The organism is Aestuariispira insulae, assembly GCF_003385955.1.
Lineage (GTDB): Bacteria > Pseudomonadota > Alphaproteobacteria > UBA8366 > Aestuariispiraceae > Aestuariispira > Aestuariispira insulae.
The window spans coordinates 84415-105766 of sequence record NZ_QRDW01000010.1 but is presented as its reverse complement, the minus strand read 5'-3'; the positions used below and the strand labels follow the sequence as shown (position 1 = coordinate 105766).

Annotated in this window: 19 protein-coding genes and 1 tRNA gene; 9 read left to right on the top strand and 11 right to left on the bottom strand. The window is 56.1% G+C overall.

Features of this window, described 5'->3' with window-relative positions; genetic code table 11:
• Nucleotides 1-359 precede the first annotated feature (359 nt).
• The 5 genes from DFP90_RS18610 to DFP90_RS18590 form a co-directional block, all read right to left on the bottom strand.
• The gene (locus tag DFP90_RS18610; protein WP_115938199.1) at nucleotides 360-1163 is read right to left on the bottom strand and encodes an LptA/OstA family protein; all 804 of its coding nucleotides are present in this window, start codon (nucleotides 1161-1163) and stop codon (nucleotides 360-362) included.
• A gap of 3 nt (nucleotides 1164-1166) precedes the next feature.
• Nucleotides 1167-1838, bottom strand: coding sequence for an LPS export ABC transporter periplasmic protein LptC (gene lptC / locus DFP90_RS18605; protein ID WP_115938197.1), 672 nt, complete (start codon nucleotides 1836-1838; stop codon nucleotides 1167-1169).
• 8 nt (nucleotides 1839-1846) lie between these two features.
• Nucleotides 1847-2842, bottom strand: a complete 996-nt coding sequence (locus tag DFP90_RS18600) for a KpsF/GutQ family sugar-phosphate isomerase (protein ID WP_245957118.1) — start codon at nucleotides 2840-2842, stop codon at nucleotides 1847-1849.
• A 178-nt stretch (nucleotides 2843-3020) separates the two neighbouring features.
• A complete protein-coding gene (locus DFP90_RS18595) occupies nucleotides 3021-3632 on the bottom strand; it encodes a ribonuclease D (RefSeq protein ID WP_115938195.1) in 612 nt (203 codons plus the stop codon).
• Nucleotides 3633-3765: 133 nt separating this feature from the next.
• Nucleotides 3766-3852, bottom strand: a tRNA-Leu gene (locus DFP90_RS18590).
• Nucleotides 3853-4086: 234 nt separating this feature from the next.
• Between DFP90_RS18590 and DFP90_RS18585 the strand changes: the two genes are divergently transcribed.
• A complete protein-coding gene (locus tag DFP90_RS18585; RefSeq protein ID WP_115938193.1) occupies nucleotides 4087-5046 on the top strand; it encodes a complex I NDUFA9 subunit family protein in 960 nt (319 codons plus the stop codon).
• An 87-nt stretch (nucleotides 5047-5133) separates the two neighbouring features.
• Here DFP90_RS18585 and DFP90_RS18580 read toward each other — a convergent pair whose 3' ends face one another.
• A complete protein-coding gene (locus DFP90_RS18580; RefSeq protein ID WP_115938191.1) occupies nucleotides 5134-5931 on the bottom strand; it encodes an undecaprenyl-diphosphate phosphatase in 798 nt (265 codons plus the stop codon).
• Between the two features lie 393 nt (nucleotides 5932-6324).
• Here DFP90_RS18580 and DFP90_RS18575 point away from each other — a divergent pair, with 393 nt between their 5' ends.
• The 3 genes from DFP90_RS18575 (at nucleotide 6325) to DFP90_RS18565 (ending at nucleotide 12862) form a co-directional block, all read left to right on the top strand.
• Complete coding sequence (locus tag DFP90_RS18575) at nucleotides 6325-7782, top strand: NAD(P)-dependent oxidoreductase (RefSeq protein ID WP_115938189.1); 1458 nt, start codon at nucleotides 6325-6327, stop codon at nucleotides 7780-7782.
• A 65-nt stretch (nucleotides 7783-7847) separates the two neighbouring features.
• On the top strand, nucleotides 7848-12386 hold the full coding sequence (gltB, locus tag DFP90_RS18570; RefSeq protein WP_115938187.1) for a glutamate synthase large subunit: 4539 nt from the start codon (nucleotides 7848-7850) through the stop codon (nucleotides 12384-12386).
• A gap of 62 nt (nucleotides 12387-12448) precedes the next feature.
• Entirely contained in the window at nucleotides 12449-12862 is a 414-nt protein-coding gene (locus DFP90_RS18565; protein ID WP_147301058.1) for a hypothetical protein, read from the top strand.
• 18 nt (nucleotides 12863-12880) lie between these two features.
• Here DFP90_RS18565 and DFP90_RS18560 read toward each other — a convergent pair whose 3' ends face one another.
• A complete protein-coding gene (locus DFP90_RS18560; RefSeq protein WP_218044731.1) occupies nucleotides 12881-13312 on the bottom strand; it encodes a MarR family winged helix-turn-helix transcriptional regulator in 432 nt (143 codons plus the stop codon).
• 239 nt (nucleotides 13313-13551) lie between these two features.
• Between DFP90_RS18560 and DFP90_RS18555 the strand changes: the two genes are divergently transcribed.
• Nucleotides 13552-14211, top strand: a complete 660-nt coding sequence (locus DFP90_RS18555; RefSeq protein WP_115938183.1) for a glutathione S-transferase — start codon at nucleotides 13552-13554, stop codon at nucleotides 14209-14211.
• A gap of 370 nt (nucleotides 14212-14581) precedes the next feature.
• Here DFP90_RS18555 and DFP90_RS18550 read toward each other — a convergent pair whose 3' ends face one another.
• Nucleotides 14582-15601, bottom strand: a complete 1020-nt coding sequence (locus DFP90_RS18550) for an alpha/beta hydrolase family protein (protein ID WP_115938181.1) — start codon at nucleotides 15599-15601, stop codon at nucleotides 14582-14584.
• 192 nt (nucleotides 15602-15793) lie between these two features.
• On the opposite strand from DFP90_RS18550, the gene DFP90_RS18545 reads away from it, so the two are divergent.
• Complete coding sequence (locus DFP90_RS18545; protein WP_115938179.1) at nucleotides 15794-16561, top strand: class II aldolase and adducin N-terminal domain-containing protein; 768 nt, start codon at nucleotides 15794-15796, stop codon at nucleotides 16559-16561.
• Here DFP90_RS18545 and DFP90_RS18540 read toward each other — a convergent pair.
• Together DFP90_RS18540 and DFP90_RS18535 are read right to left on the bottom strand one after the other, a co-directional pair.
• Entirely contained in the window at nucleotides 16558-17448 is an 891-nt protein-coding gene (locus tag DFP90_RS18540; RefSeq protein WP_115938177.1) for a LysR family transcriptional regulator, read from the bottom strand. The genes DFP90_RS18545 and DFP90_RS18540 overlap by 4 nt on opposite strands.
• Nucleotides 17449-17505: 57 nt before the next feature.
• Nucleotides 17506-18309 carry a type 2 periplasmic-binding domain-containing protein gene (locus DFP90_RS18535; protein ID WP_115938175.1) on the bottom strand — a complete coding sequence of 268 codons (804 nt, stop codon included), beginning with the start codon at nucleotides 18307-18309 and terminating at the stop codon, nucleotides 17506-17508.
• Nucleotides 18310-18473: 164 nt separating this feature from the next.
• On the opposite strand from DFP90_RS18535, the gene DFP90_RS18530 reads away from it, so the two are divergent.
• Entirely contained in the window at nucleotides 18474-19379 is a 906-nt protein-coding gene (locus DFP90_RS18530) for a LysR substrate-binding domain-containing protein (protein ID WP_181905446.1), read from the top strand.
• On the opposite strand, the gene DFP90_RS18525 is transcribed toward DFP90_RS18530, so the two are convergent.
• Nucleotides 19368-20198, bottom strand: a complete 831-nt coding sequence (locus tag DFP90_RS18525) for a 3'-5' exonuclease (RefSeq protein WP_115938171.1) — start codon at nucleotides 20196-20198, stop codon at nucleotides 19368-19370. The two genes, DFP90_RS18530 and DFP90_RS18525, sit on opposite strands and share 12 nt — an antisense overlap.
• Before the next feature lie 213 nt (nucleotides 20199-20411).
• Here DFP90_RS18525 and DFP90_RS18520 point away from each other — a divergent pair, with 213 nt between their 5' ends.
• Nucleotides 20412-20951 carry a peptidylprolyl isomerase gene (locus DFP90_RS18520; protein WP_218044736.1) on the top strand — a complete coding sequence of 180 codons (540 nt, stop codon included), beginning with the start codon at nucleotides 20412-20414 and terminating at the stop codon, nucleotides 20949-20951.
• A 169-nt stretch (nucleotides 20952-21120) separates the two neighbouring features.
• Nucleotides 21121-21318 (top strand): hypothetical protein, encoded by a 198-nt coding sequence (locus tag DFP90_RS18515; protein WP_115938167.1) that lies wholly within the window; start codon nucleotides 21121-21123, stop codon nucleotides 21316-21318.
• The last annotated feature ends 34 nt before the right edge of the window (nucleotides 21319-21352 follow it).

The following is a 21352-nucleotide window of genomic DNA, read 5'->3' as shown; positions in this document are numbered from 1 at the left end:
TGATGCAATCTGGCTTTTTCTTCCAGGGCGATCGCTGCTTTGAGGATGAAGGATTCCTCTTCTTCCTCTCCAGTTTTTCCGGTGACGGCTTTGCTGTCTTTGGTCCGGTCTGGGGTTGCGGATGGCTGTTTCACCGAGGCGCGCAGAGCCTGGCGTGCGCTGGCCTGGTTCGCTTTTGCTTGGACATCTATGTCGACAGGTTTGTCGCTACCGCAGGGGGATGTTGTTGGCTGTGGCGCTTGTTCATCAGCGCCTTTGTCCGTTTTCTTATTCTTGGACTTTCTAAACCAGCTCATGATCGACTTTCTTGCCCTATCGTTTCCCTCCAACCGAATAGCGGAGGGGTGCCAGACGGTAATTTAATTATTCTTTTTGCTGTTAAGCAAGAGGCCGGTGACCCGCCCGGCGCCGCCCACAATCCTGCTCCGGCCTGTCGCCATATTCACTTCCGCGCATTCACCATTCAGTTGATTTTCACCCCGGGTGATTTTCACATCACCACAGACAGTGGCGATCTGTTTGGCAACTTCATAAACACCTTCCCGGCCTGTTACGATCTCATCCGGGCTTGAAATATGCACGCCACCGGTGGCGTCTATGCGCTGGATCTCATCCTTGCCGGTTTTGGTGTTATTCTGAATAAAGGCCGTCAGCACACCGGCGCGTAGGCGCCGGTCTTCCTGGGCAACCGTTGCCTTTCCGCGCGCCACGGCGATCGAGCGCGCCTGCCAATATTCTAAGGAATCTTCGGCAGTGATGGTCGCTTGCGGATTGATCAGTCGCAGGCTCTCACCTACCAGAACCACCACCTGTTTGTCCATGTGATAGACGCCTTTGTCGCCAAAGGCCTGTGTCTCGGCCTGATGGACACGCACCTGACCGATGGCATCCATCCGGAATACTTCCTGGGATTCGTTTTGCGTTCGATAATATGCCGTCAGCTCATCGGCATAGAGATCGACATCATTCTGGGAGGCGTGGGCATTGCCGCGGGCATGATACTGACCCGAGCCTCCATCCGGGTTGCGCACCCATTCGATGCCGTCATCAGCCTCAATCTCGATACCGCCTTTGCCGCCCTGGCTCAGGGATTGCGCGGTTGCGCCTGCTGCCAAGGCAAGCAGCGCGAAAGAGGCAAAGGCTGTATTGTGGAAAAAATTCATGGGTCAGCTTCCGGATTTCACCGAACGGATGATGAGTTTGGACTTGCCCATTATTTCCACCCGTTCACCCATATTGTAAACCCGAAAACCCTCGCCTGTGAGATAGATGTCCGGGCCTTGTCCGACAACCGGTTCAACGCCATAGCCGCTGCGGCCGCGAATATCGATCACCATGCTCTCTGTTTGGAACTCATAGCCTTTGTCCTGAAAGGCGTTTACACCGCCGCTCAGTTCCAATGTGCCTGTTTCCTGATTCAACTGCCCATTGGGGGCGGTGATGGCATACCAGTCATCATCAGCCCAGAAAATATCACCCTTGGGTTCGGTCAGGGAGACCAGGGGTTGGTCCGGGTCTTCTTGAACCGCATGACTGGCCGTCAGGGAAAAAGGAGAATCGGCATCACCAATACCGGCATAAGAGGCGTCGGTGATTTGAATGTTATCGGCAAATTGCCTGTCGCCAATGGAGGGACCCAGGCTGGCCTGGGTCTGTTCTTCCAGTAAGGGCCAGGCGATCACGGCAACAATCATGGCAAGCGCAATGGTCGGCAGAATTAGTTTCAGGCCGCCAACGACACGGCCATGCATCCGGTTGAGCTTGGCTTCGCGCCGGGCAAAGGGGATGCTGGCCCCTTTTATGGCCTTTTTCTCTATTTCCTGATCCGCCAACGCCATCGTCTTCCTCAAGAAATCCCGGCACGCAGGAAATCGTGAAGGTGGGCAATGCCGACTGCCTTATCACCTTCAGTTACAAAAATCGCACCGATTTTCTTTTCGTTCATCATTCCGATCACTTCCATGGCCAGTGCGTCTGGGCTTGTGGTGATCGGGTTGCTCTTCATAATGTCGCCAACGGCTTTATCCAGCAGGTCCGGGCTCATATGGCGTCTCAGGTCGCCATCGGTAACAATGCCCTGAAGGCGGCCTTGTGAATCAACCACGCCCACACAGCCAAACGGCTTTTCCGCCATGATCACAATTGCATCCTGCATCCGTGTATCCCTGGATGTCAGAGGGGTTTCACCGATGCTGTGCATCAGGTCCGATACCCGCTGAAGCTGACGGCCCAATTTGCCGCCCGGATGGAAGTTATGAAACTTTTCGGGCGTAAATCCCTTGCGTTCCAGCAAGGCAATCGTCAGGGCATCGCCAAGCGCCAAAGTCATGGCGGTAGAGGTGGTTGGTGCCAGGCGTAATTCGCCCGCTTCCGGTTCATCTGGCAAAATCAGGGCAATATCCGAATAGCTGGCGAGTGTGCTGTCGGGTCTAGAGGTGATCGCGACCAGAGGAATCTTACTGCGTTTTGCATATTCCAACAGATCACGCAGTTCATTGGTTTCGCCGGAATTGGAAATGGCCAGGATGGCGTCGTCATGAGTGATCATGCCCAGGTCGCCGTGGCTGGCTTCGCCGGGATGGACATATTGGGCCGGAGTGCCGGTCGAGGCCATGGAAGCAGCAATTTTGCGTCCAATATGCCCGCTTTTGCCCATTCCGGATACAATCACCCGCCCGGTGATGGTCGAGAATAGGGTGATTGCTCTGGAAAATTCACCATTGAGGGAGTCTGCCAACTGTTTGATGGCATCGCTTTCCCGGGCCAAGACCTTCCGGCCGGCCTCAACATCCAGTTCTGCTTGGCGGTCATCAACTGACGGCTGAATTTGCTGGTTGAGCAATGTGTTAACCCCTAACGGTTACTATACAATACTTGGGCAGCGGTCCGGGTCGCGGAATATGCTCTTAAAATACCGGTAAAATACGCTGTTTATACTTATCCGGTCAATAAATTAGCGGTCAGAACCTAGCTTCCGGATATGTGGGGCCTGCGCCTGTCTGGCGCAAGCCCTTTCATGATCAATGGGAGAAGATATCTGTTTCTTCCCAGCCTGCAATATCGAGCTCTGCCCGGGTTGGCAGGAACCGGAAGCAGGCTTCAGCCATGTGGGTGCGGTTTTCACGGGCCAGCAGGATGTCAAACTTGTCCTTGAGTTTATGCAGGTGCAGCACATCATTGGCCGCATATTCAAGCTGGGCATCGGAGAGTTCGTCCGCGGCCCAATCAGAAGACTGCTGTGCTTTCGATAAGTCCACCCCGAGCATTTCGCGGCACAAGACCGCCAGGCCATGACGGTCCGTGTAGGTCCGTGTCAATTTGGCGGCAATTTTGGTGCAGTAAAGCGGCTCGGCCCGCACGCCCAGATATTTTTCAATGATGGCGACATCGAACCGGGCAAAGTGGAAAAGCTTGGTGCGTTTGGGGTCGCCCAGCTGTGCTTTTAAGTTGGGGGCGTCATATTGGCCGGCCTTGAATTTAACAAGGTGGCATGTGCCATCCCCGGACGAAAGCTGAACCAGGCAGAGCCGATCCCGATGCGGGTTCAATCCCTGTGTTTCCGTGTCCACAGCGATAACGTCGCCGAGGTCAATATCGGCTGGCAAATCATCATGATGAAGATGGATAGTCACGGATAAGGCCCTTTCAACGCTTCAAGATCTTCGTGAAATCGGCCTTAGTGTATCATGCGGTGCCGGTATTGCACCGCATTTTGTTAGCGTTTACATTTATTTAAGACCAATTCACTTAATAACTATAAGGAATTGGTGCCCAGGAGAAGACTCGAACTTCCACGACCATACGGCCACTGGCACCTGAAGCCAGCGCGTCTACCAATTCCGCCACCTGGGCTCTAACGCGGGACGGAAAATGTCGATTTGGAGGGGGAATGTCAACACGGAATTTATGTCTTTTTGAACTTTTTTTTGCAATTTTTGAAAATCCGGCAAAAACGCTAGGTTTTTCGGGGCTTTGCCTCTTGGCCAGACGTGCGCTTTAGGCTATATCGGGCGATAGATTTTGATTTCGCGCGCGCTTAAACGTGCGAATGCTTTGAAAATGTTCAGGATCATTCAGGGGAATGTTATGCGACCGAACAAAGTGACAGTTTTTGGGGGGTCCGGTTTTATTGGCCGGAGTGTTGTGCGGCGTCTGGCGCAGATGGGTTGTCAGGTGATTGTCGCGGTGCGCGATCCCGAAGGTGCGCTGTTTCTTAAGCCTTATGGCGAAATTGGTCAGGTAACCCCGGTTATGTGCAATATCCGTGATGAGAAGGCGGTGCGCATGGTGATGCAAGGGTCCGATGCGGTCGTCAATCTGGTTGGTATCCTTCATGAGAGCGGCAAGCAGACCTTTGATGCGATCCAGCATAAGGGCGCTGAGACCATTGCAAGGGTGGCCAAGGAATTGGGGATAGCCAATTTCGTGCAAATGTCGGCCTTGGGCGCGGATAAGGCGTCGGATTCTGAATATGCCCGTGCGAAAGCGGCGGGCGAGGAGGCGGTGCTTTCCCATATTCCAACCGCCAGCATTCTGAGGCCCAGCATCGTTTTCGGGCCCAACGATGATTTCTTCAATAAATTCGCCAGCATGCCCGTGCCGGGTTTCCCGCTGATCGGTGGTGGTAAAACCAAGTTTCAACCGGTTTATGTTGAAGATGTCGCCGAAGCGGTGACCAAATGCCTGTGCAGTAATGATGCAAATGGCAAGGTCTTTGAATTGGGCGGGCCGACGGTCTACAGCTTTGAAGAGCTGCTGCGTCTGGTGATGCATGAAATGGGTGTTCACAAAGGTCTGGTGCCGCTGCCTTTCTTCCTGGCCAATATCATCGGGCTGGTGGGTGAGATTGTGGGTAAGCTGCCGATCGTTCCGGTTTTCCTGACCCGTGATCAGGTGCGCCAGCTGCGTCATGATAACATCCTGAGTGGCGAAAAACCCGGTCTTGAGGATTTGGGGGTTAAGGCTCATGCGGCTGAGGTGATCCTGCCGACCTATATGGACCGTTATCGTCCGGGTGGACAGTTTAACCCGATGAAAATGGCGTAAGGGCTGTCGGGCCAATCGGGCTTATAAGAAAAGGCGGTGCCTGCGGGCGCCGCCTTTTTTGTTTGGGGTGCGGGTGAAGTCTGTGCGTTACAGATAGATCCAGCCCAGCAGAATGCCGCCTAGCAGCAGTCGATACAGGACAAAGACTGTAAAACTTGCCCGCTTCAGCCAGGCCATCATGGCCCAGATGGAAATGTAGCCGGCAACAAAGGCAATAGCGGCTGCGATCAGGGCATCCTTTTCAAGGGCGACATTGCCCGCCTGATGAATTTCTATTCCCACCAGCAGGCCGGCCGCCGCGATGGTCGGGATGGAGAGCAGCAGCGAGAATCTTGCGGATTCAGATCGCTCGATTCCCAGCATTCGCCCGGCGGTCATTGTGATCCCGGACCGGCTGGTGCCGGGTAGCAGGGCCAGCACCTGGGCGAGGCCAATGGCCAGTGAAACCCGCCAGGAAATATGTTCCAGCCGCCAGGCGGTCATACCCAATTTGTCCGCCAGCAGCAGCAGGATGCCAAACCCGATGGTTGTCCAGGCAATCAATTCCACATTGCGTAGATAATGGCTGATCTCGTCTTTCAGCAGGAAGCCGACAATGACGATCGGAATGGTGCCGATAACCACATTCAGGAAAAGTTTGCGTTCCGGTCCCTTGCGCCCCGTGGTCAGTTTGAGTGCGCCATTGGCCAGGGCCCCGACGTCACGCCAGAAATACAGCATGACGGACAGTAGGGTGCCCACATGTACCGCCACATCAATAGCGAGCCCTTGGTCGGTCCAGCCCAGCACCTTGCCGGTCAAAACCAAGTGGCCGGAAGAACTGATGGGCAGGAATTCGGTGATTCCCTGGATGATAGCCAAAATCAGAATGTGATGGAGAGCCAACGGGATTTCCTTGGATTGTTCTTGCGGGCGCGCACATGGGGGAAGCCGCTTATAACATTGACGGTCGTGGCATGCATCAAACAATTGTGAAGTTTCGATTTTTAAGATAGTACCGAAACGGAACTAATTAAATTTGACCCTACCCCGGTATTATCAAGAAATTTGCGAATAAGCTTATCATTGCCAGATAATGGTAATCATATGTTTACTAAATTGCATTTTTTTCTGGATTTCCCGATTTCTTGCCTGTATAGAACCATTGCCGACAGAAAATTTCCCGTTTTGCTGAATTTGTGTAACTGAATAATCAGAAAGTGCTGGCGGGGCTAAAAAGGTCAGTATTTCTGACTATTTCGGCAGAGGGATAACCGACCGGATCTAGGGACTTGGACCATGACCACGAATAAGATGCTCAAATTCATTTCACTCGGCCAAGAAATGCCGGAAAAACGCGCTTCCGAGTTGCGTCGAGAGGATTTTGAGGAAATCTACGGCCGCTATGCCAAGGACCATGCCGCTGACCAGGCCGGGCGCTGTTCCCAATGCGGGGTGCCCTTTTGCCAGGTACATTGTCCCCTGCATAACAATATTCCCGATTGGCTGATGTTGACCGCTGAGGGGCGCCTGCAGGAAGCTTACGAGATTTCCAGTGCCACCAACACCTTTCCGGAAATTTGCGGCCGTATTTGTCCCCAGGACCGACTTTGTGAAGGCAATTGCGTGATCGAGCAGTCCGGCCATGGATCGGTCACCATTGGCGCGGTTGAGAAATACATTACCGATACGGCCTGGGATAATGATTGGGTTGAGGTAATTAAGCCGTTGGCCGAGCGGGATGAAAGCGTTGGCATCATCGGTGCCGGGCCTGCCGGTCTGGCGGCAGCTGCAAAACTGCGTGCCAAAGGGTATCAAGTCCATATCTATGATCGCTATGACCGGGCGGGCGGCCTGTTGGTCTACGGCATTCCCAACTTCAAGCTGGACAAGGAAATCGTCGAGCGCCGCAATCAATGGCTGGCCGACAGCGGTGTTCAGTTCCATCTGGGTGTCGGTATCGGCGAGCAGTTGAGCTTTGCAGAATTGGAAGCCAAGCATGACGCGGTCCTGATCGCGACCGGTGTCTATAAGACCCGCGATCTGAAGGCACCGGGTGTTGGCTCGAAGAATGTTATCCAGGCATTGGATTACCTGACCGCCAGCAACCGCAAGGGGCTTGGTGACAAGGTTGAGGCTTTTGAAAGCGGCGATCTGGATGCCAAGGACAAGAATATTGTGGTGATCGGCGGTGGAGACACTGCCATGGATTGTGTGCGCACCGCCATTCGCCAGGGAGCGAAATCGGTAAAATGCCTTTATCGCCGCGATAAGGAAAACATGCCGGGGTCGCGCCGTGAGACCGCCAATGCAGAGGAGGAAGGCGTTGAATTTGTCTGGCTTTCGGCACCCGAAGCCTTTGTTGCCGACAAGCAGGATAAGGTAACCGGGGTTAAGGCGATCTCCATGCGCCTTGGCGCACCGGACGCGACCGGTCGGCGCAGCCCGCGCGCCATCGAAGGATCCGAGGTGACCCATGATGCCGATCTGGTGGTGATGGCGCTTGGTTTTGAGCCGGAAGATCTGCCGACCCTGTGGGGGGAAAAGGACCTGCCCGTCACCAATTGGGGCACCATCAAGGTGGATCATCGCACCGCCATGACCGCCAGGCCCGGCATTTTCGCCGCCGGTGACATCGTGCGCGGTGCCAGCCTTGTGGTCTGGGCGATCCGCGACGGCCGCGACGCGGCTGATGCCATGCATGACTATATCCAGGCCAAGGCCGGCGATATAGCGGCGCAGGCCGCCGCGGAATAAGCGCCGAACACGACACCAGAGATCAGGAATTCAGGCCCGAACGGGCAACCAGGGGACTAAATAAGATGACCAATAACCGGCCCTTCATCGACAATTACCAGGAACGCGCAGCCCATCTGGCCGCCAATGGCATGTATCTGCCGGAAACCGAAACCGCGAACTGCGGGGTTGGCATGGTGGCCAGTATTGATGGCAAGCCACGCCGATCGGTGGTGCTTTCCGCCATTGAGGCCTTGGGCCAGATCTGGCACAGGGGGGCTGTGGATGCGGATGGCAAAACCGGCGACGGGGCCGGGATCCATTTGCAGATCCCGCAGGAGTTTTTCAAGGATCATATCCGCCGCATGGGCCAGCAGGTCGGCAAGGGCCGCCTGGCCGTCGGTATGGTTTTCCTGCCCAGGACCGATCTTGGCAAGCAGGAAAGTGTGCGCCAGATCATTGAATCCGAAATCATCGGCATGGGCCACCGGATCTATGGCTGGCGCCAGGTGCCGGTCGATATCACCGCCCTTGGTGAAAAAGGTAATTCAACCCGCCCCGAGATTGAGCAGATCCTGGTGGAAAATGCCCGGGATGTGGATGATTCCCAGTTTGAGGTGGATCTCTACATTATCCGCCGCCGGATTGAACGCAAGGTTCTGGATGCCAATCTGAGTGAGGCTTATATCTGTTCGCTGTCCTGCCGGTCGGTGATTTACAAAGGTCTGTTCCTGGCGGAACAGCTGACCGCCTTTTATCCGGACCTGCTGGATGAGAAGTTTGAATCCAACTTTGCGATCTATCACCAGCGTTATTCCACCAACACATTCCCCAGCTGGCCGCTGGCCCAGCCCTTCCGGGTGTTGGCCCATAATGGTGAGATCAATACCTATAACGGCAATGTCAATTGGATGAAATCCCATGAAACCCGCATGGATGACCCGATTTTTGGGGATCATGTGGAGGATATCAAACCGATCATCCAGCCTGGCAGCTCGGATTCCTCCGCGCTTGACGCGGTCTTTGAAGTGTTGGTGCGCACCAAGCGCGGCCTGCCGGAAGTCAAAAGCCTGCTCATTCCTGAAGCCTGGGAGCATTCCAAGTCGGTTCCGCAAAACCACAAGGATTTTTACACCTATGCCAATGGCGTGATGGAGCCCTGGGACGGCCCGGCAGCCATTTGCGCCCATGGCGGCCGCTGGGTGCTGGCCGGTCTGGATCGGAACGGCCTTCGCCCCATGCGCTATGTGGTAACCGGCGACGGCTTGCTTTTGATCGGGTCCGAAGTCGGTATGGTCAAGGTCGATGAAAAGCTGGTCGAGGAAAAAGGCGCGCTGGGTCCGGGAGAGATGATCGGTGTCGATCTGCGCGAGGGCAAACTCTATCACGACCAGGCCCTGAAGGACCATGTGGCCGGGCTGGCGCCTTTTGGCGACTGGGTGAAGAATATCACCACACTGGACAAGCTGGAGGCCGATACAAGCGGTGTGGTCGGCAAAATGGACCGTTCGGAACTGCGCCGCCGCCAGGTGGCCGCCGGCTGGTCCATGGAAGATCTGGAGCTGCTGTTGCAGCCCATGGCGGAAACCGGCAAGGAAGCGATCGGCTCCATGGGGGATGATACGCCGGTTGCGGTTCTGTCCTCGCAATATCGCGGGCTGCATCACTATTTCCGACAGAATTTCAGCCAGGTGACCAATCCGCCGATCGATCCCCTGCGCGAACGCCAGGTGATGAGTTTGGCGACCCGTCTCGGCAACCTGGGCAATATCCTGGAGGAAGACGAGCGCCAGATGGCGATCCTGCAGTTGGAAAGCCCGGTCCTGCTCAATACTGATTTTAAGAAGGTACTAGCCTATATCGAGGATGCGGCGGCCGAGATCGACTGTACCTATGATGTATCGGGTAAGTCCGGCACCATGCGCGAAACCATCTACCGCATTCAGCGTGAGGCGGAAGAGGCGGTACGCCGGGGGGCAGCCCATCTGATCCTGACCGATGAATATGCGTCACCAGAAAAGGCCGCAATCCCCATGGTTCTGGCGGCGGGGGCGGTGCATACCCATCTGGTCAAAAGCCAGCTTCGGACCTTTGCTAGCCTGAATGTCAAATCCGGCGAGGTCTTGGACGTCCATAACTACGCAGTCCTGATCGGGGTCGGTGTCACTTCCATCAACGCCTATCTGGCCCAGGAAGCCATTGCCGACCGCCATGCCCGCGGCCTGCTGGGTGAATTGAGCCTGGAAGAGGCGCTGCGCCGCTATCAAAAGGCGATCAATGACGGCTTGATGAAGATTATGTCCAAGATGGGGATCTCGATCGTTTCCTCCTATCGCGGCGGTTATAATTTCGAGGCGGTGGGCCTGTCCCGCGCGCTGGTCTCTGAATTCTTCCCGGGCCTGCCCAGCCGGATTTCCGGCATCGGTATGACCGGTATTCAGAAACTGGTCGGATCCCAGCATGGCAAGGCCTATGACGAAGCGGTTCTGGCCCTGCCCATGGGCGGATTTTACCGTTATCGCCGGGGCGGCGAGACCCATGCCTGGGAAGCCAGCCTGATCCATACCCTGCAAAGTGCGGTCTCAACCGACTCTTTTGCCACCTACAAGAAATATTCCGAAGGCACGCAAAAGCTGCCGCCCGTGGCGCTGCGCGATCTGTTGGGTTTTGACCCCAAGGGCGACCCGGTGCCGGTGGATGAGGTGGAGAGCATTACCGAACTTCGCAAGCGTCTGATCTCGCCGGGGATCTCCCTGGGCGCGCTCAGCCCCATTGCCCATGAGACGCTGTCCATCGCCATGAACCGGATCGGTGCGCGATCGGATTCCGGCGAGGGCGGTGAGGATCCGGCGCGCTATAAGCCGAAACCCAATGGCGACAATGCATCAAGTGCGATCAAGCAGGTAGCGAGCGGCCGGTTTGGCGTGACGGCGGAATATCTCAATAACTGTAAGGAAATTGAGATCAAGATGGCCCAGGGCGCGAAACCGGGCGAAGGCGGCCAGCTGCCGGGCTTCAAGGTTTCCAAGGTGATCGCGAAACTGCGCCACTCCACCGAAGGCGTTACCTTGATCAGCCCGCCGCCGCATCATGATATCTATTCCATCGAGGATCTGGCCCAGCTGATCTATGATCTGAAACAGATCAACCCGGAAGCCAAGGTCTGTGTGAAGCTGGTGGCGCGCGCCGGGATCGGCACCATTGCTGCGGGCGTGGCCAAGGCCCATGCGGATGTGATCCTGATTTCCGGTCATTCCGGGGGCACGGGTGCCTCCCCGCAAACCTCGATCAAATATGCCGGTCTGCCCTGGGAAATGGGTCTGGCGGAAGCTCATCAGGTCCTGTCCCTCAATGGTCTGCGCCACAAGGTGCGCTTGCGCACCGATGGCGGCATCAAGACCGGGCGCGACGTGGTGATCGCCGCCCTGTTGGGGGCGGAGGAATATGGCATCGGCACCGCCAGCCTGGTGGCGATGGGCTGTATCATGGTGCGTCAGTGCCATTCCAACACCTGCCCTGTTGGTGTCTGCACCCAGGATCAATCCCTGATCGACAAATTCCAGGGTAATCCGGAAAAAGTGGTCAACCTGTTCAGCTTCATTGCCGAGGAAGTGCGCGAGATCCTGGCGGAACTTGGAGCACGGTCTCTGGAAGAAGTGATCGGCCGTACCGATCTTCTGCGCCAGGTCAGCCGTGGTGCGGCCCATCTGGATGATCTGGACCTGAACCCGTTGCTGGCGAGAGCCGACCCGGGGCCGAGCGGCTCCGTCTGCACCATGATTGGGCGCAATGAGGTGCCGGAAACCCTGGATGCCAAGATGATCGAAGATGCGGAAACGCTCTTCACCCATGGCGAAAAAATGCAGCTGCAATATAACATCCGCAACACCTATCGGGCGATTGGCACCAAGATCTCGTCCAAGATCACCCGCCAGTTCGGCATGAAGGGTCTGAAACCCGGCCATCTGACCGTGCGCATGCGCGGCGCGGCCGGTCAATCCCTGGGGGCCTTCGCGGTCCAGGGGTTGAAACTGGAGGTGATCGGTGATGCCAATGATTATGTCGGTAAGGGCTTGAGCGGGGCCGAGATCGTGGTTCGCCCGATCGCGACCAGCCCGCTGGAAAGCCAGAAAAACGCGATCATCGGCAACACAGTCCTTTATGGGGCAACCTCCGGCGCGCTTTATGCCGCGGGCCGGGCGGGCGAGCGTTTCGCGGTCCGAAACTCCGGTGCGGTTGGTGTGGTCGAGGGCTGCGGCTCCAACGGTTGTGAATATATGACTGGCGGGCGTGTAGCGATTTTGGGAAGTGTCGGCGAGAACTTCGGCGCCGGCATGACCGGCGGCATGGCCTTCGTGCTCGATAGGGACGGCACTTTTGAAAACCGCCTCAACGATGATACCTGCGCGGCCTACAGCCTTGAGACCGACTATTGGGCCGATGTCTGCCGCCGCATGATCGAGGATCATTTCCGGGAGACCCATTCCACCTGGGCCGAAACGATCCTAAGTGAATGGGACCGGGCGCGGGGCATGATCAAACATGTGGTGCCCCATGAAATCATCGGCAAGCTCGAGAGCCCCCTAACCTTGAACGACAGCGTTCAGGTAGGTGCTGCGGAATAACTGACTGAACCCATTATTCCGCGGTAAAAAACCCCCAGTCCTCTCCCGGACTGGGGGTTTTCTTGTTCCAGGCCCTATTCCGGTTGAGAGGACTTGAGTCTCCGCATAGGCTGTCAACAGAAGGGGGGAGTGAGGGCATGGTTAGCGGCGAGTATTCTCTGGTTGCATTCATCTCGATCATTGGGCTGATTTATTTGGCTGAGTTTGCTGATAAACGCAGTCTGAACCGGTTGTTGCTGGCAGCCCTGTATGGCCAGTTGTTGCTGTGCGTCTATTGCATTGCCTCCGGCATCATATTGGCTGGCGGCTGGCCGGGGCTGCCGGAGGATATGAGCTTGGAAGGTCGAAAGCTCAAAAATCAACTGTTTCTGATAGTGGTGTTTGTAACATGGCCTTATTTGCTGATCTTAACGGGCGCTTATGTCGGCTATCATGCTTTCGGTATGGTTAGAAATCTCCGGCGCCATGGCCGGTAGGCTCCAAAACATCAGGGGTTAAAGTTTGGCCAGCAATCCGTATAGGGTCTCTGTCTCTGCCGCGCTCAACGGTAGTCTGTGCTTGATCAGCCGGCGGTCGGCCTCTTCATGGGCGGCGTGGCCGTCCTTGGTGATGGTGACCATGACGGTGCGCTGATCGGTTGTCGAGCGTTCCTTGGTGACATAGCCCGCTTCCACCAGTTTGTTCAGCGCACGGCTGACATTGGAGGCATCATTGACCATGAAGTCTTTCAGCTGGTTGACGGTCAGGGTGCCATTTGGGACCTGGGCCAGGGAATGCAGCATCTGCAATTGTGCCAATGACAGGTTCAGATCCTGAATGATCCTGGTCATCTCCATCTGCTGTTCCTGGGCGGTACAGAGCAACAGGACCAGGGCTTTCTGGTCCAGCGGCATGTCTGAGTCGATGATCAGGTTTTTCTTGGCCAAGGGTATGCTCCAATAATCTCTATTTCCAATATGCACAGGCTTTTGGCCGGATCAAGCGGGTGCGGATGTTTCCGGTTTGCTGTCTGTGCCACCCTGGATCCTGGATCAGGTCCGGGATGTGGATGCCCGAGAAGCGGCGCGCATCATTCCGGTCTGCAACGGTTGTTCAAAATTTCTTTGACAAAAAATTACAATCCATGACATATAAAATCATGAAATATAAATTTTGAGGGGTTGGCATGATTATTGTGCATCATCTGGAACAGTCGCGTTCTTTCCGCATTCTCTGGGCGCTGGAAGAAGCCGGGTTGGACTATCAGGTTGAAGCCTACCAGCGAGATCCGGAGACCAGGCTGGCACCGGATGAGGCCAGGGGCCTGCATCCGGCGGGCAAATTTCCCATGATGGAGCTGGAGGGCCGCGTGCTTGCGGAATCGGGCGCGATTTTGGAAGCCATTGCCGATCAGGCCGAGGGCTTACGTCCGGCCGAGGGCCGGGCTTTGGACGATTACCGTTATTGGCTGCATGCGGCGGAGGGCAGTGTGATGCCGCCGCTGGTCTCGAAATATCTCTGGTCCCGGATGATTGAAAAATCGCCCTTCTTCATCAAGCCGGTGGCAAAATTGCTGGCGGGCAAGGCGGATGCCGCCTATCTGGGGCCCACCATCCGGACCTTGCTGGCTCATGTGGAAGGTCATCTGGCCCAAAACACATGGTTTGCGGGAGACGAGTTTTCCATGGCCGATATCCAGATGGCATATCCGGTGGCAGCGGCCCAGGCGCGGATGGGGGGCGGGCAATCCATGCCCCACATGACCAAATTCCTGGAGCGAATCGAGACCCGGCTGGCTTATCGCGCGGCCCGGAACAAGGGCGGTGCCATGTTGCTGACAGGCTGATGGCCGGGGTGGGGCGGGGTATGTCAAATGTGACAGTTTTCATCCCCGCGCTTCATCCCTAGGCTGATCTCAAGCATTACCAGCGGAACGAATGGCATTTTGGAGATAAAATAAAATTTGACAAATATTTGTTTAAAATTTTATCTATATCTCCTGTGACGACGGCGGCCCGACCGCACAGGGCTGTCAGTCCCACGGTGGCACTTGTTTGGATGTAACCTACCCTGTCCCCCAGGCAGACATGCGTTTTCATTCAGCCAATGCCGCCAAGCAGGCGAAAACCTGCAACCCAATGCCTGCGGATCCGGGTTGGCCATTTCCTGCCCCCGGACCGATCCGGATCCCAGGTTGGACCCTTTCTTCTCCGCTTTTAATTTGCTGAAAACAGGAAATCCGCCATCAGGGCGGCCTGATTATGAATAGCGTGCCGGTTAACCCCTTCGGCATCCACACAGATATCGGGCATTTCGGCGATGCCGGCGGGCAGGGCCTCGTTCAAAAAGACATAATGGCCGACCGTTTCCCCCAGCAGCAGCAGGTTGCTGTTGCTTAAGGTATCATTGAGCCAGGCGGCGCAAAGATCATGGGGCGCTTCCTTGTCATCCCGACCGCAAATAATGGTGACCGGTCGGGTGATGGCGGCCAGGCTGTCTTCGGTGAAGCCCCGAACCGTCGGGGCTGGAGACAGGGCCAGGGCCGCGTGAATGCGGTTATCCTGATAATCATCCCCGGCACGATCCCAGCTTTCCCGAAAAACCGGGCTATCCTTCAAAAGATCATCTATCCGGTCGGTAAGATCGGGAAACTCCCGCGGTCCTTTGCCAAGCCGGTCACCATGACGGTCATACCAGGTCCGGAAAAGGTTGGTGTCGGTGCGCGCGCCCAGCAAAGCCATCACGGTATAAGCCCCCAACGAGAAACCGGCACTATAGACGCGGCCCTTGTTCAACTGCTCGGCGAAAGCCCGCTGTTCGGCCGCATGATCCAGCGCCAGAACCAGATCCGGCGCGCGTTCCCACCAACAAAGAAACCCTTCGGCCCGGTAGGGTTCGGCGACGGTGTTGCCATGATGGCTGACCGCGATGGCTACATAACCGCGGGCCGCTAACCGGCATCCCAGCCAGCCGATGCCTTCCGCATTGCCGCCGGTGCCGTGGGACAATAAGACAACCGGATAGGGATTTATGGCTTCCGCCAGGGGTGCATCCGGCGCGATCTCACCCATATGGAAAAGCGGTGCTTCCGGTGGTCCTATATCCATCAGTCCTCCCGGGCTGCCATCCTCTGCCGGGTACCAGACGCAATAGCGGATCGGTCGCGGCCCGTTGCCATCCCAATTGGGGCGGCCCTCATCCTCGAATTGACCTTGCTGGAAACCGACCGATGGCATGTTGCCCTCCTGGAACGGATATATGCTGGCTTCACGCTAGCGCAGGTTATGCTGAAAATTCAACCTCTTTGCCGGTCATTTGGGTATTATCCATAAGTTTCACTTATGAATAGGTTGCGATTTTATCATTTGCCGGAAATACGTCGCTGCCAGACAATGGTGCGTAACGAAGATAGACCAGGATGACGGAAGATGACGGTGCTGGATTTGCAAGAGACGGATCGCTTAAACATGCCCTTTTACCGGGAGCGGGTGGATATGGCCTGTGCGTTCCGCTGGACCGCGAGGCTTGGTATGCATGAGGCGGTGGCCAATCACTTTTCTCTGGCGGTGAATGAAGATGGCACACGATTTTTGATGAATCCCAACCAACGACATTTCTCCCGGATCAAGGCGACTGATCTTTTGCTTCTGGATGCGAATGACCGGGACACCCTGTCCCTGCCCGGTGCGCCGGACCCGACGGCCTGGGGATTGCATGGATCCATCCACCGGCATGTGCCCCATGCCCGTTGCGTGATGCATGTCCATTCGATCCATGCCACGGTACTGGCCTGCCTGAAGGACAGCAATCTGCCGCCGATCGACCAGAATACGGCCACTTTCTACAACCGCTATGTGATTGATGAAAATTTTGGCGGTTTGGCCTTTGAGGAAGAGGGTGAGCGCTGCGCCGGGATGTTATCGGATCCGAAAATCAAGGTTATGATCATGGGCAATCACGGGGTTCTGGTGATTGGGGACAGCGTTGCCGATGCCTTTAACCGGCTCTATTATTTCGAACGCGCGGCGGAGACCTATATCCGGGCGCTGCAAACGGGGCGGGAATTGCGCGTGCTCAGTAATGAGATCGCGGAAAAAACCGCCTGTGAACTGGAAGATTATCCCAGCCAGGCTGGCAGCCATTTCAACGAGTTGAAGGCGATCCTGGATGAGGAAGAGCCGGGATACCGGGATTAATTCCCAAGGTCGAATTCCTGTAATATCCATTGCCGGAAGGCGGTGGAGGCGGCATTGGACTTGCCGCCGAACGGGGGCATTAAAAAATAGGCCTCGCGCAACGGGCATCCGATTTCGAACGGTCGCACCAGTTCGCCCCGTTCCATCAAGGTTCCGCATATCATGTCATGGCCCATGGCAATCCCGCATCCCTCCAGGGCCAGGGGTAGGGTAACCACATAGGTACTGGCCATATCAATCCGCAGCAATGGCGGGATTTCGACCCCGGCGGCCCGCAGCCAGCTGTCCCATCCTTCAATGATGCCGCTGACATCCAGCAGCCGCTGGTCCAACAGCTCTTTCGGCTTGGTGAATGTTTTTGCTTGGTTGGGCGCGCAAACCGGATAAAAGGTCTCCTCCGTCAGGCGGGCACCCGATTGAAACGGCAATGCAGCGGCATCGCCAAAGGCAATCTCGACGCTGGCATTAGGCACCAGTGGCGCCTTGTCGGGCCAGATGACCGTGGTGTTATTCAGCCGGACCCAGGGATTTGCCTTGAGGAACCGGCCAATCCTGGGGGTGAGCCAATATTTGCTAAACGCCAGATTGGATCGGATCTCCAGCATCTGGTCCTGATCCACACCGAGCACGGTCTGGGTGCCCTCCGCCAACAGTTTAAAGGCTGCATCCACGGTAGGAAGATAGGCCTGTGCCGTATTGGTTAGCTCCAACTGTCGTGATTTGCGGATGAAAAGCGGGTTTCCCAGAAAGGATTCCAAGGCCTTGATCTGCTGGCTGACCGCAGACTGTGTCATGTTCAATTCACCTGCGGCACCGGTGAAGCTGAGATGCCGGGCGGCGGCATCAAATGCGCGCAGCCAGTTCAACGGGGGCAAAGGTTTGTTCATCGCAGCCTTCTTCCTTGTTTGCCCGGAATATACAGGGAAATCAAAGGAATGGGCAGCTCAATTTGTCAGCTGACTTTGGCCCAATATTCCGGCGTCGCCAACGCCATATTTCTGTTCCAGGAAGGCTTTGAATGCGGCCGATTCCTTTTGCCAGCGATTAAACCGGTCCAGCAATTCGGGATAATGCACCGTTGAGATCGCATAATAACTGACCGCATGGGGAAGGTTTGGGTCAAAAATCAGCGCGTCCGGCTGACCAAGCAGGCTTGTCAGTTGATAGCGGGCCACATCGATATTGGCATAAAGGCCGCCTTTGCCCCGGCGCAAGGTCCGTTTAATGACCCCGCCCAGTGAGGTGCCTTCATAAACCGAGACCGCGCCGGCCTGAATCCGGTCGAAATAGGGCCATGGCGTAAAACCGATCAAGGTACCCAGTGTCTTGATATTCTCAACCGGGCCTCCGACCTGATTCGGCAGCACCAAAGTGCCGTCAATATAGCCGACGATCGGGTCGCTGTGCAGAAAGACAGATTGTTTCTCTCCGACATTCCATTTGGGGTTATCCGGATATTTGAAATGCACCGTGCCCGCGCGCACTTCCTTCAACAGTCTTTTGAGCGGCATGGTGCGCAGATGGATTTTCAGGCCGCTATCCTGTGCAAACCGGTCAAACAGATCACGGACATAGCCGCGAAACTCCCCATCCTGAAACTGGTAATGAGGGTAATAATCGTTACTTTCGATCCCAATGATCATCGGATCGGCTTGCGCACGGACCGGCAGGATCACCATCAGGCAGAGAAAAATTGTCCGGCAGAGAATCAAAGGAAATCGCTGCAGGATGGCATTTTTGCTTCTCACTATAAATACTTCCCTTTTCGACCCTGTCGGCCATTTTTCAGAAAAGTATCATATTAACCCCGACCGGGGAACCGGCCCTTGTCGTCTGCTGATAGATCCTTGGCAGCGAGGGCAGAGTCTCATAATCTCATGTTATGAAGCTGCTTAGGGAAATCCAACCATTGATGAATGCGCTTGCCGTTTTTGAATGTGCGGGGCGCACCGGCAGTTTTACCCGTGCGGCGGAGGAACTGGGAACATCCCAGCCGGCGGTCAGCCGCCATATCGCTAATCTGGAGGATCATCTGGGAGTGGCGCTGTTTGATCGCCACCATAACAGGATCGTATTGAGCCCGGAGGGGTGTGCCCTGCATGAGGCGGTTGCCTTGGGCCTGGGGCATATCCAGTCGGTTTTTCAGGAAATCCGCCGATCGCCCTATCAGATCCGGACACTAACAATCGGCTGTTCCTATGGCCTGGCGCATCTCTATTTAATGCCCTATTTCGCGGCCATCCAGGAGGCGTTCCCTGCGCATGAGGTGCGATTGATCACCACCGATTCCTATGCGGATCTGGAACGGTCGGACGCGGATTACTCCATTCGCTATGGAACAGGGCAATGGCCGGGCCGGGCGGCGGTCAGCCTGTTTCGGGAAAATGTCTTTCCGGTTTGTGCGCCTGAATTTCTGAGCCGCCATCCGGGTTTGAAAGATCCGCAGGCTTGGCGTGATCTGGCGGATTATCCGCTGTTGCATCTGGATGCGGGCCAGCGCGGCTGGCTGGTCTGGGAAAGCTGGCTGGAGCAGGCGGGGGCAAGACCGTTACCGCCGGGCAAACGGGTCAGCCGGTCGGAACTTTATCTGCAATATCCCTTTCTTTTGCAGGCGGCGATGGAAGGGCGCGGAGTGGCGCTCGGCTGGTCCAATATGGTGGATCGCTATTTGGAAAACGGGCAGTTGGTCCGGATCGGCCGGCAATCGGTCGAGACGGAACGCGGTTATTTCCTGGTATCCGCAGGAGACAGCCCGGAGGATCACGATCTGGTGCGTCTGCAAACGATCCTGATGGGCAAGACGGTCTTAAAGGGCTGAAAAACTGCCGCCGGAAGCGTCACGCCAGGCCTCATGAAATGCCTTATAGGCCTCATTTTCCTCCGCCCGTTCTTCCACATCGCCCAACAGCAGCAACCGGCTGTGGTTATAGCCGTCAAAATCGGTGATTCCCGCATGCAGCGCATAGCGCAAATAGAGCAGGAAGGTGTTCAAAACATCGGTTTCGCAATAATCCCGGATTTCCTGGATATTGCCCGCATCATAGAGCGCCATTACATCGCCGCCATCGGTGCCGGTCTTGCCCGGCAGCCCGACAGAGGCGCAGATCTCGTTCAGGCGCGCCTTGGCCGAAGCGCCATAATCGGACAAAACCTCAATCAGATCACAATGCCAGTCCTTGGCATAGCGCTGGGTATAGTTCTCCCATTTATTGACGCCTTTGTGCAGCCACTCTCCGGAGATGCCGTATTTCATCGCCCGGTATTTCAGCACCGGCAGGTCAAAGCCGCGGCCGTTATAGCTGATCAATCTGGGCAGATGCCGCCCGCAATATTGGAAAAATCCTTTAACCAACTCCTCTTCGTCCGATGCCAGCGTGCCGCCGGACCGAATTTCCTCGATCTGGTAGGATTCATAGCCGCCATCGCGCAGGATGCGCGCGCGCAGGAAGCTGATTGCCACTACCTTATGGAAACATTGTCGGGGAAAGGCGTTCTTGCCGCCGGTGATTTCCAGGTGATAGCGCTCCAGCTCTTCGCGCCTGGCCGCAATGTCCGGATCGGAAAAGCCGGTCAGGTTAGGCACCGCATCGGTATCGGGGACGGTTTCAATGTCAAAGACGAAAATTTGGTCAAGCATGGCTGGATCTAACCCTGAGTCGGGGCGGTGGCGCAATCATTGATCAGGTCATGCCACCGGATTGCCGCAATCTTCAGGATTGCCAATTCCGGGGGCTGCCCCTAGGCTGCGCGCGATGCGGACTTCCGCACCGGGATTGCGCGGCCCTGATGGAGAGGGCCGTTTTGTCGATTTGAGAAAGGATCATCCATGTCCCTGTTTTCCTCCCGTTTCATGCGTTCTGCCGCCCTGGCGGTGGGCCTGACCCTGTCCGCTGGCGGCGCTGCCGAAGCGGCTGATCTTGAAAACACCCTTTATCTTGAGCTGAAAGATGGCCGTGTGGTTATCGAGTTGCGTCCGGACCTGGCCCCGAACCATGTTGCCCGGATCAAGGAACTGGCGCGCGAAGGATTTTATGACGGTATCGTCTTCCACCGGGTGATTGACGGTTTCATGGCACAGGGCGGTGACCCGACCGGCACTGGCATGGGCGGTTCCGACAAACCGGACCTGAAAGCGGAATTTTCCGCTGAGAAACATGTGCGCGGCACGCTTTCCATGGCCCGTTCCGGTCATCCTGACAGCGCCAATTCCCAGTTCTTCATCGTCTTTGCCGACGCCCCCTGGCTTGACCGTCAATATACCGTGTGGGGCCAGGTGGTTTCCGGCATGGAATATGTCGACATGATCAAGAAAGGCGCTGGTCAGAACGGTTCCGTGACCGACCCGGACCAGATTGTTTCCATGAAAGTGGCGGCCGACGTCGAAGGCTGATCCAAGCGCCTGAAACGCTTTAAACGGTTAGCGGCAGCGGGTTTTCCCGCTGCCGTTATTCTTTTTTGGATGACTCTGTGATAAGATTGCGCTTAATTATCGGCATAGAACGAGCAAGACTGGCCCGCCGGACCAAGAAGGCCTCCGGCGCCAAAGAGGATTTAAAACCATGGATGCGACCGGCGCCGTCGCCTTAAACAATCTTCAAACAAGGCAGCAATTTGCCCTGAAGAGTTTGAAAACCTCCCTGGACCAGAGTGCCCAGGCGGTCGAGCTTGTCGAAAATGTCGCTGGTGGTGAGGCGGGCGGCATCGCCCAGCCGCTGAATTCCTCCGGCCGCGGCCAGATCGTCAATATTCTGGCGTGATCCGGCGTGGCCTTTGCGCCCCAGTTTTACTGAA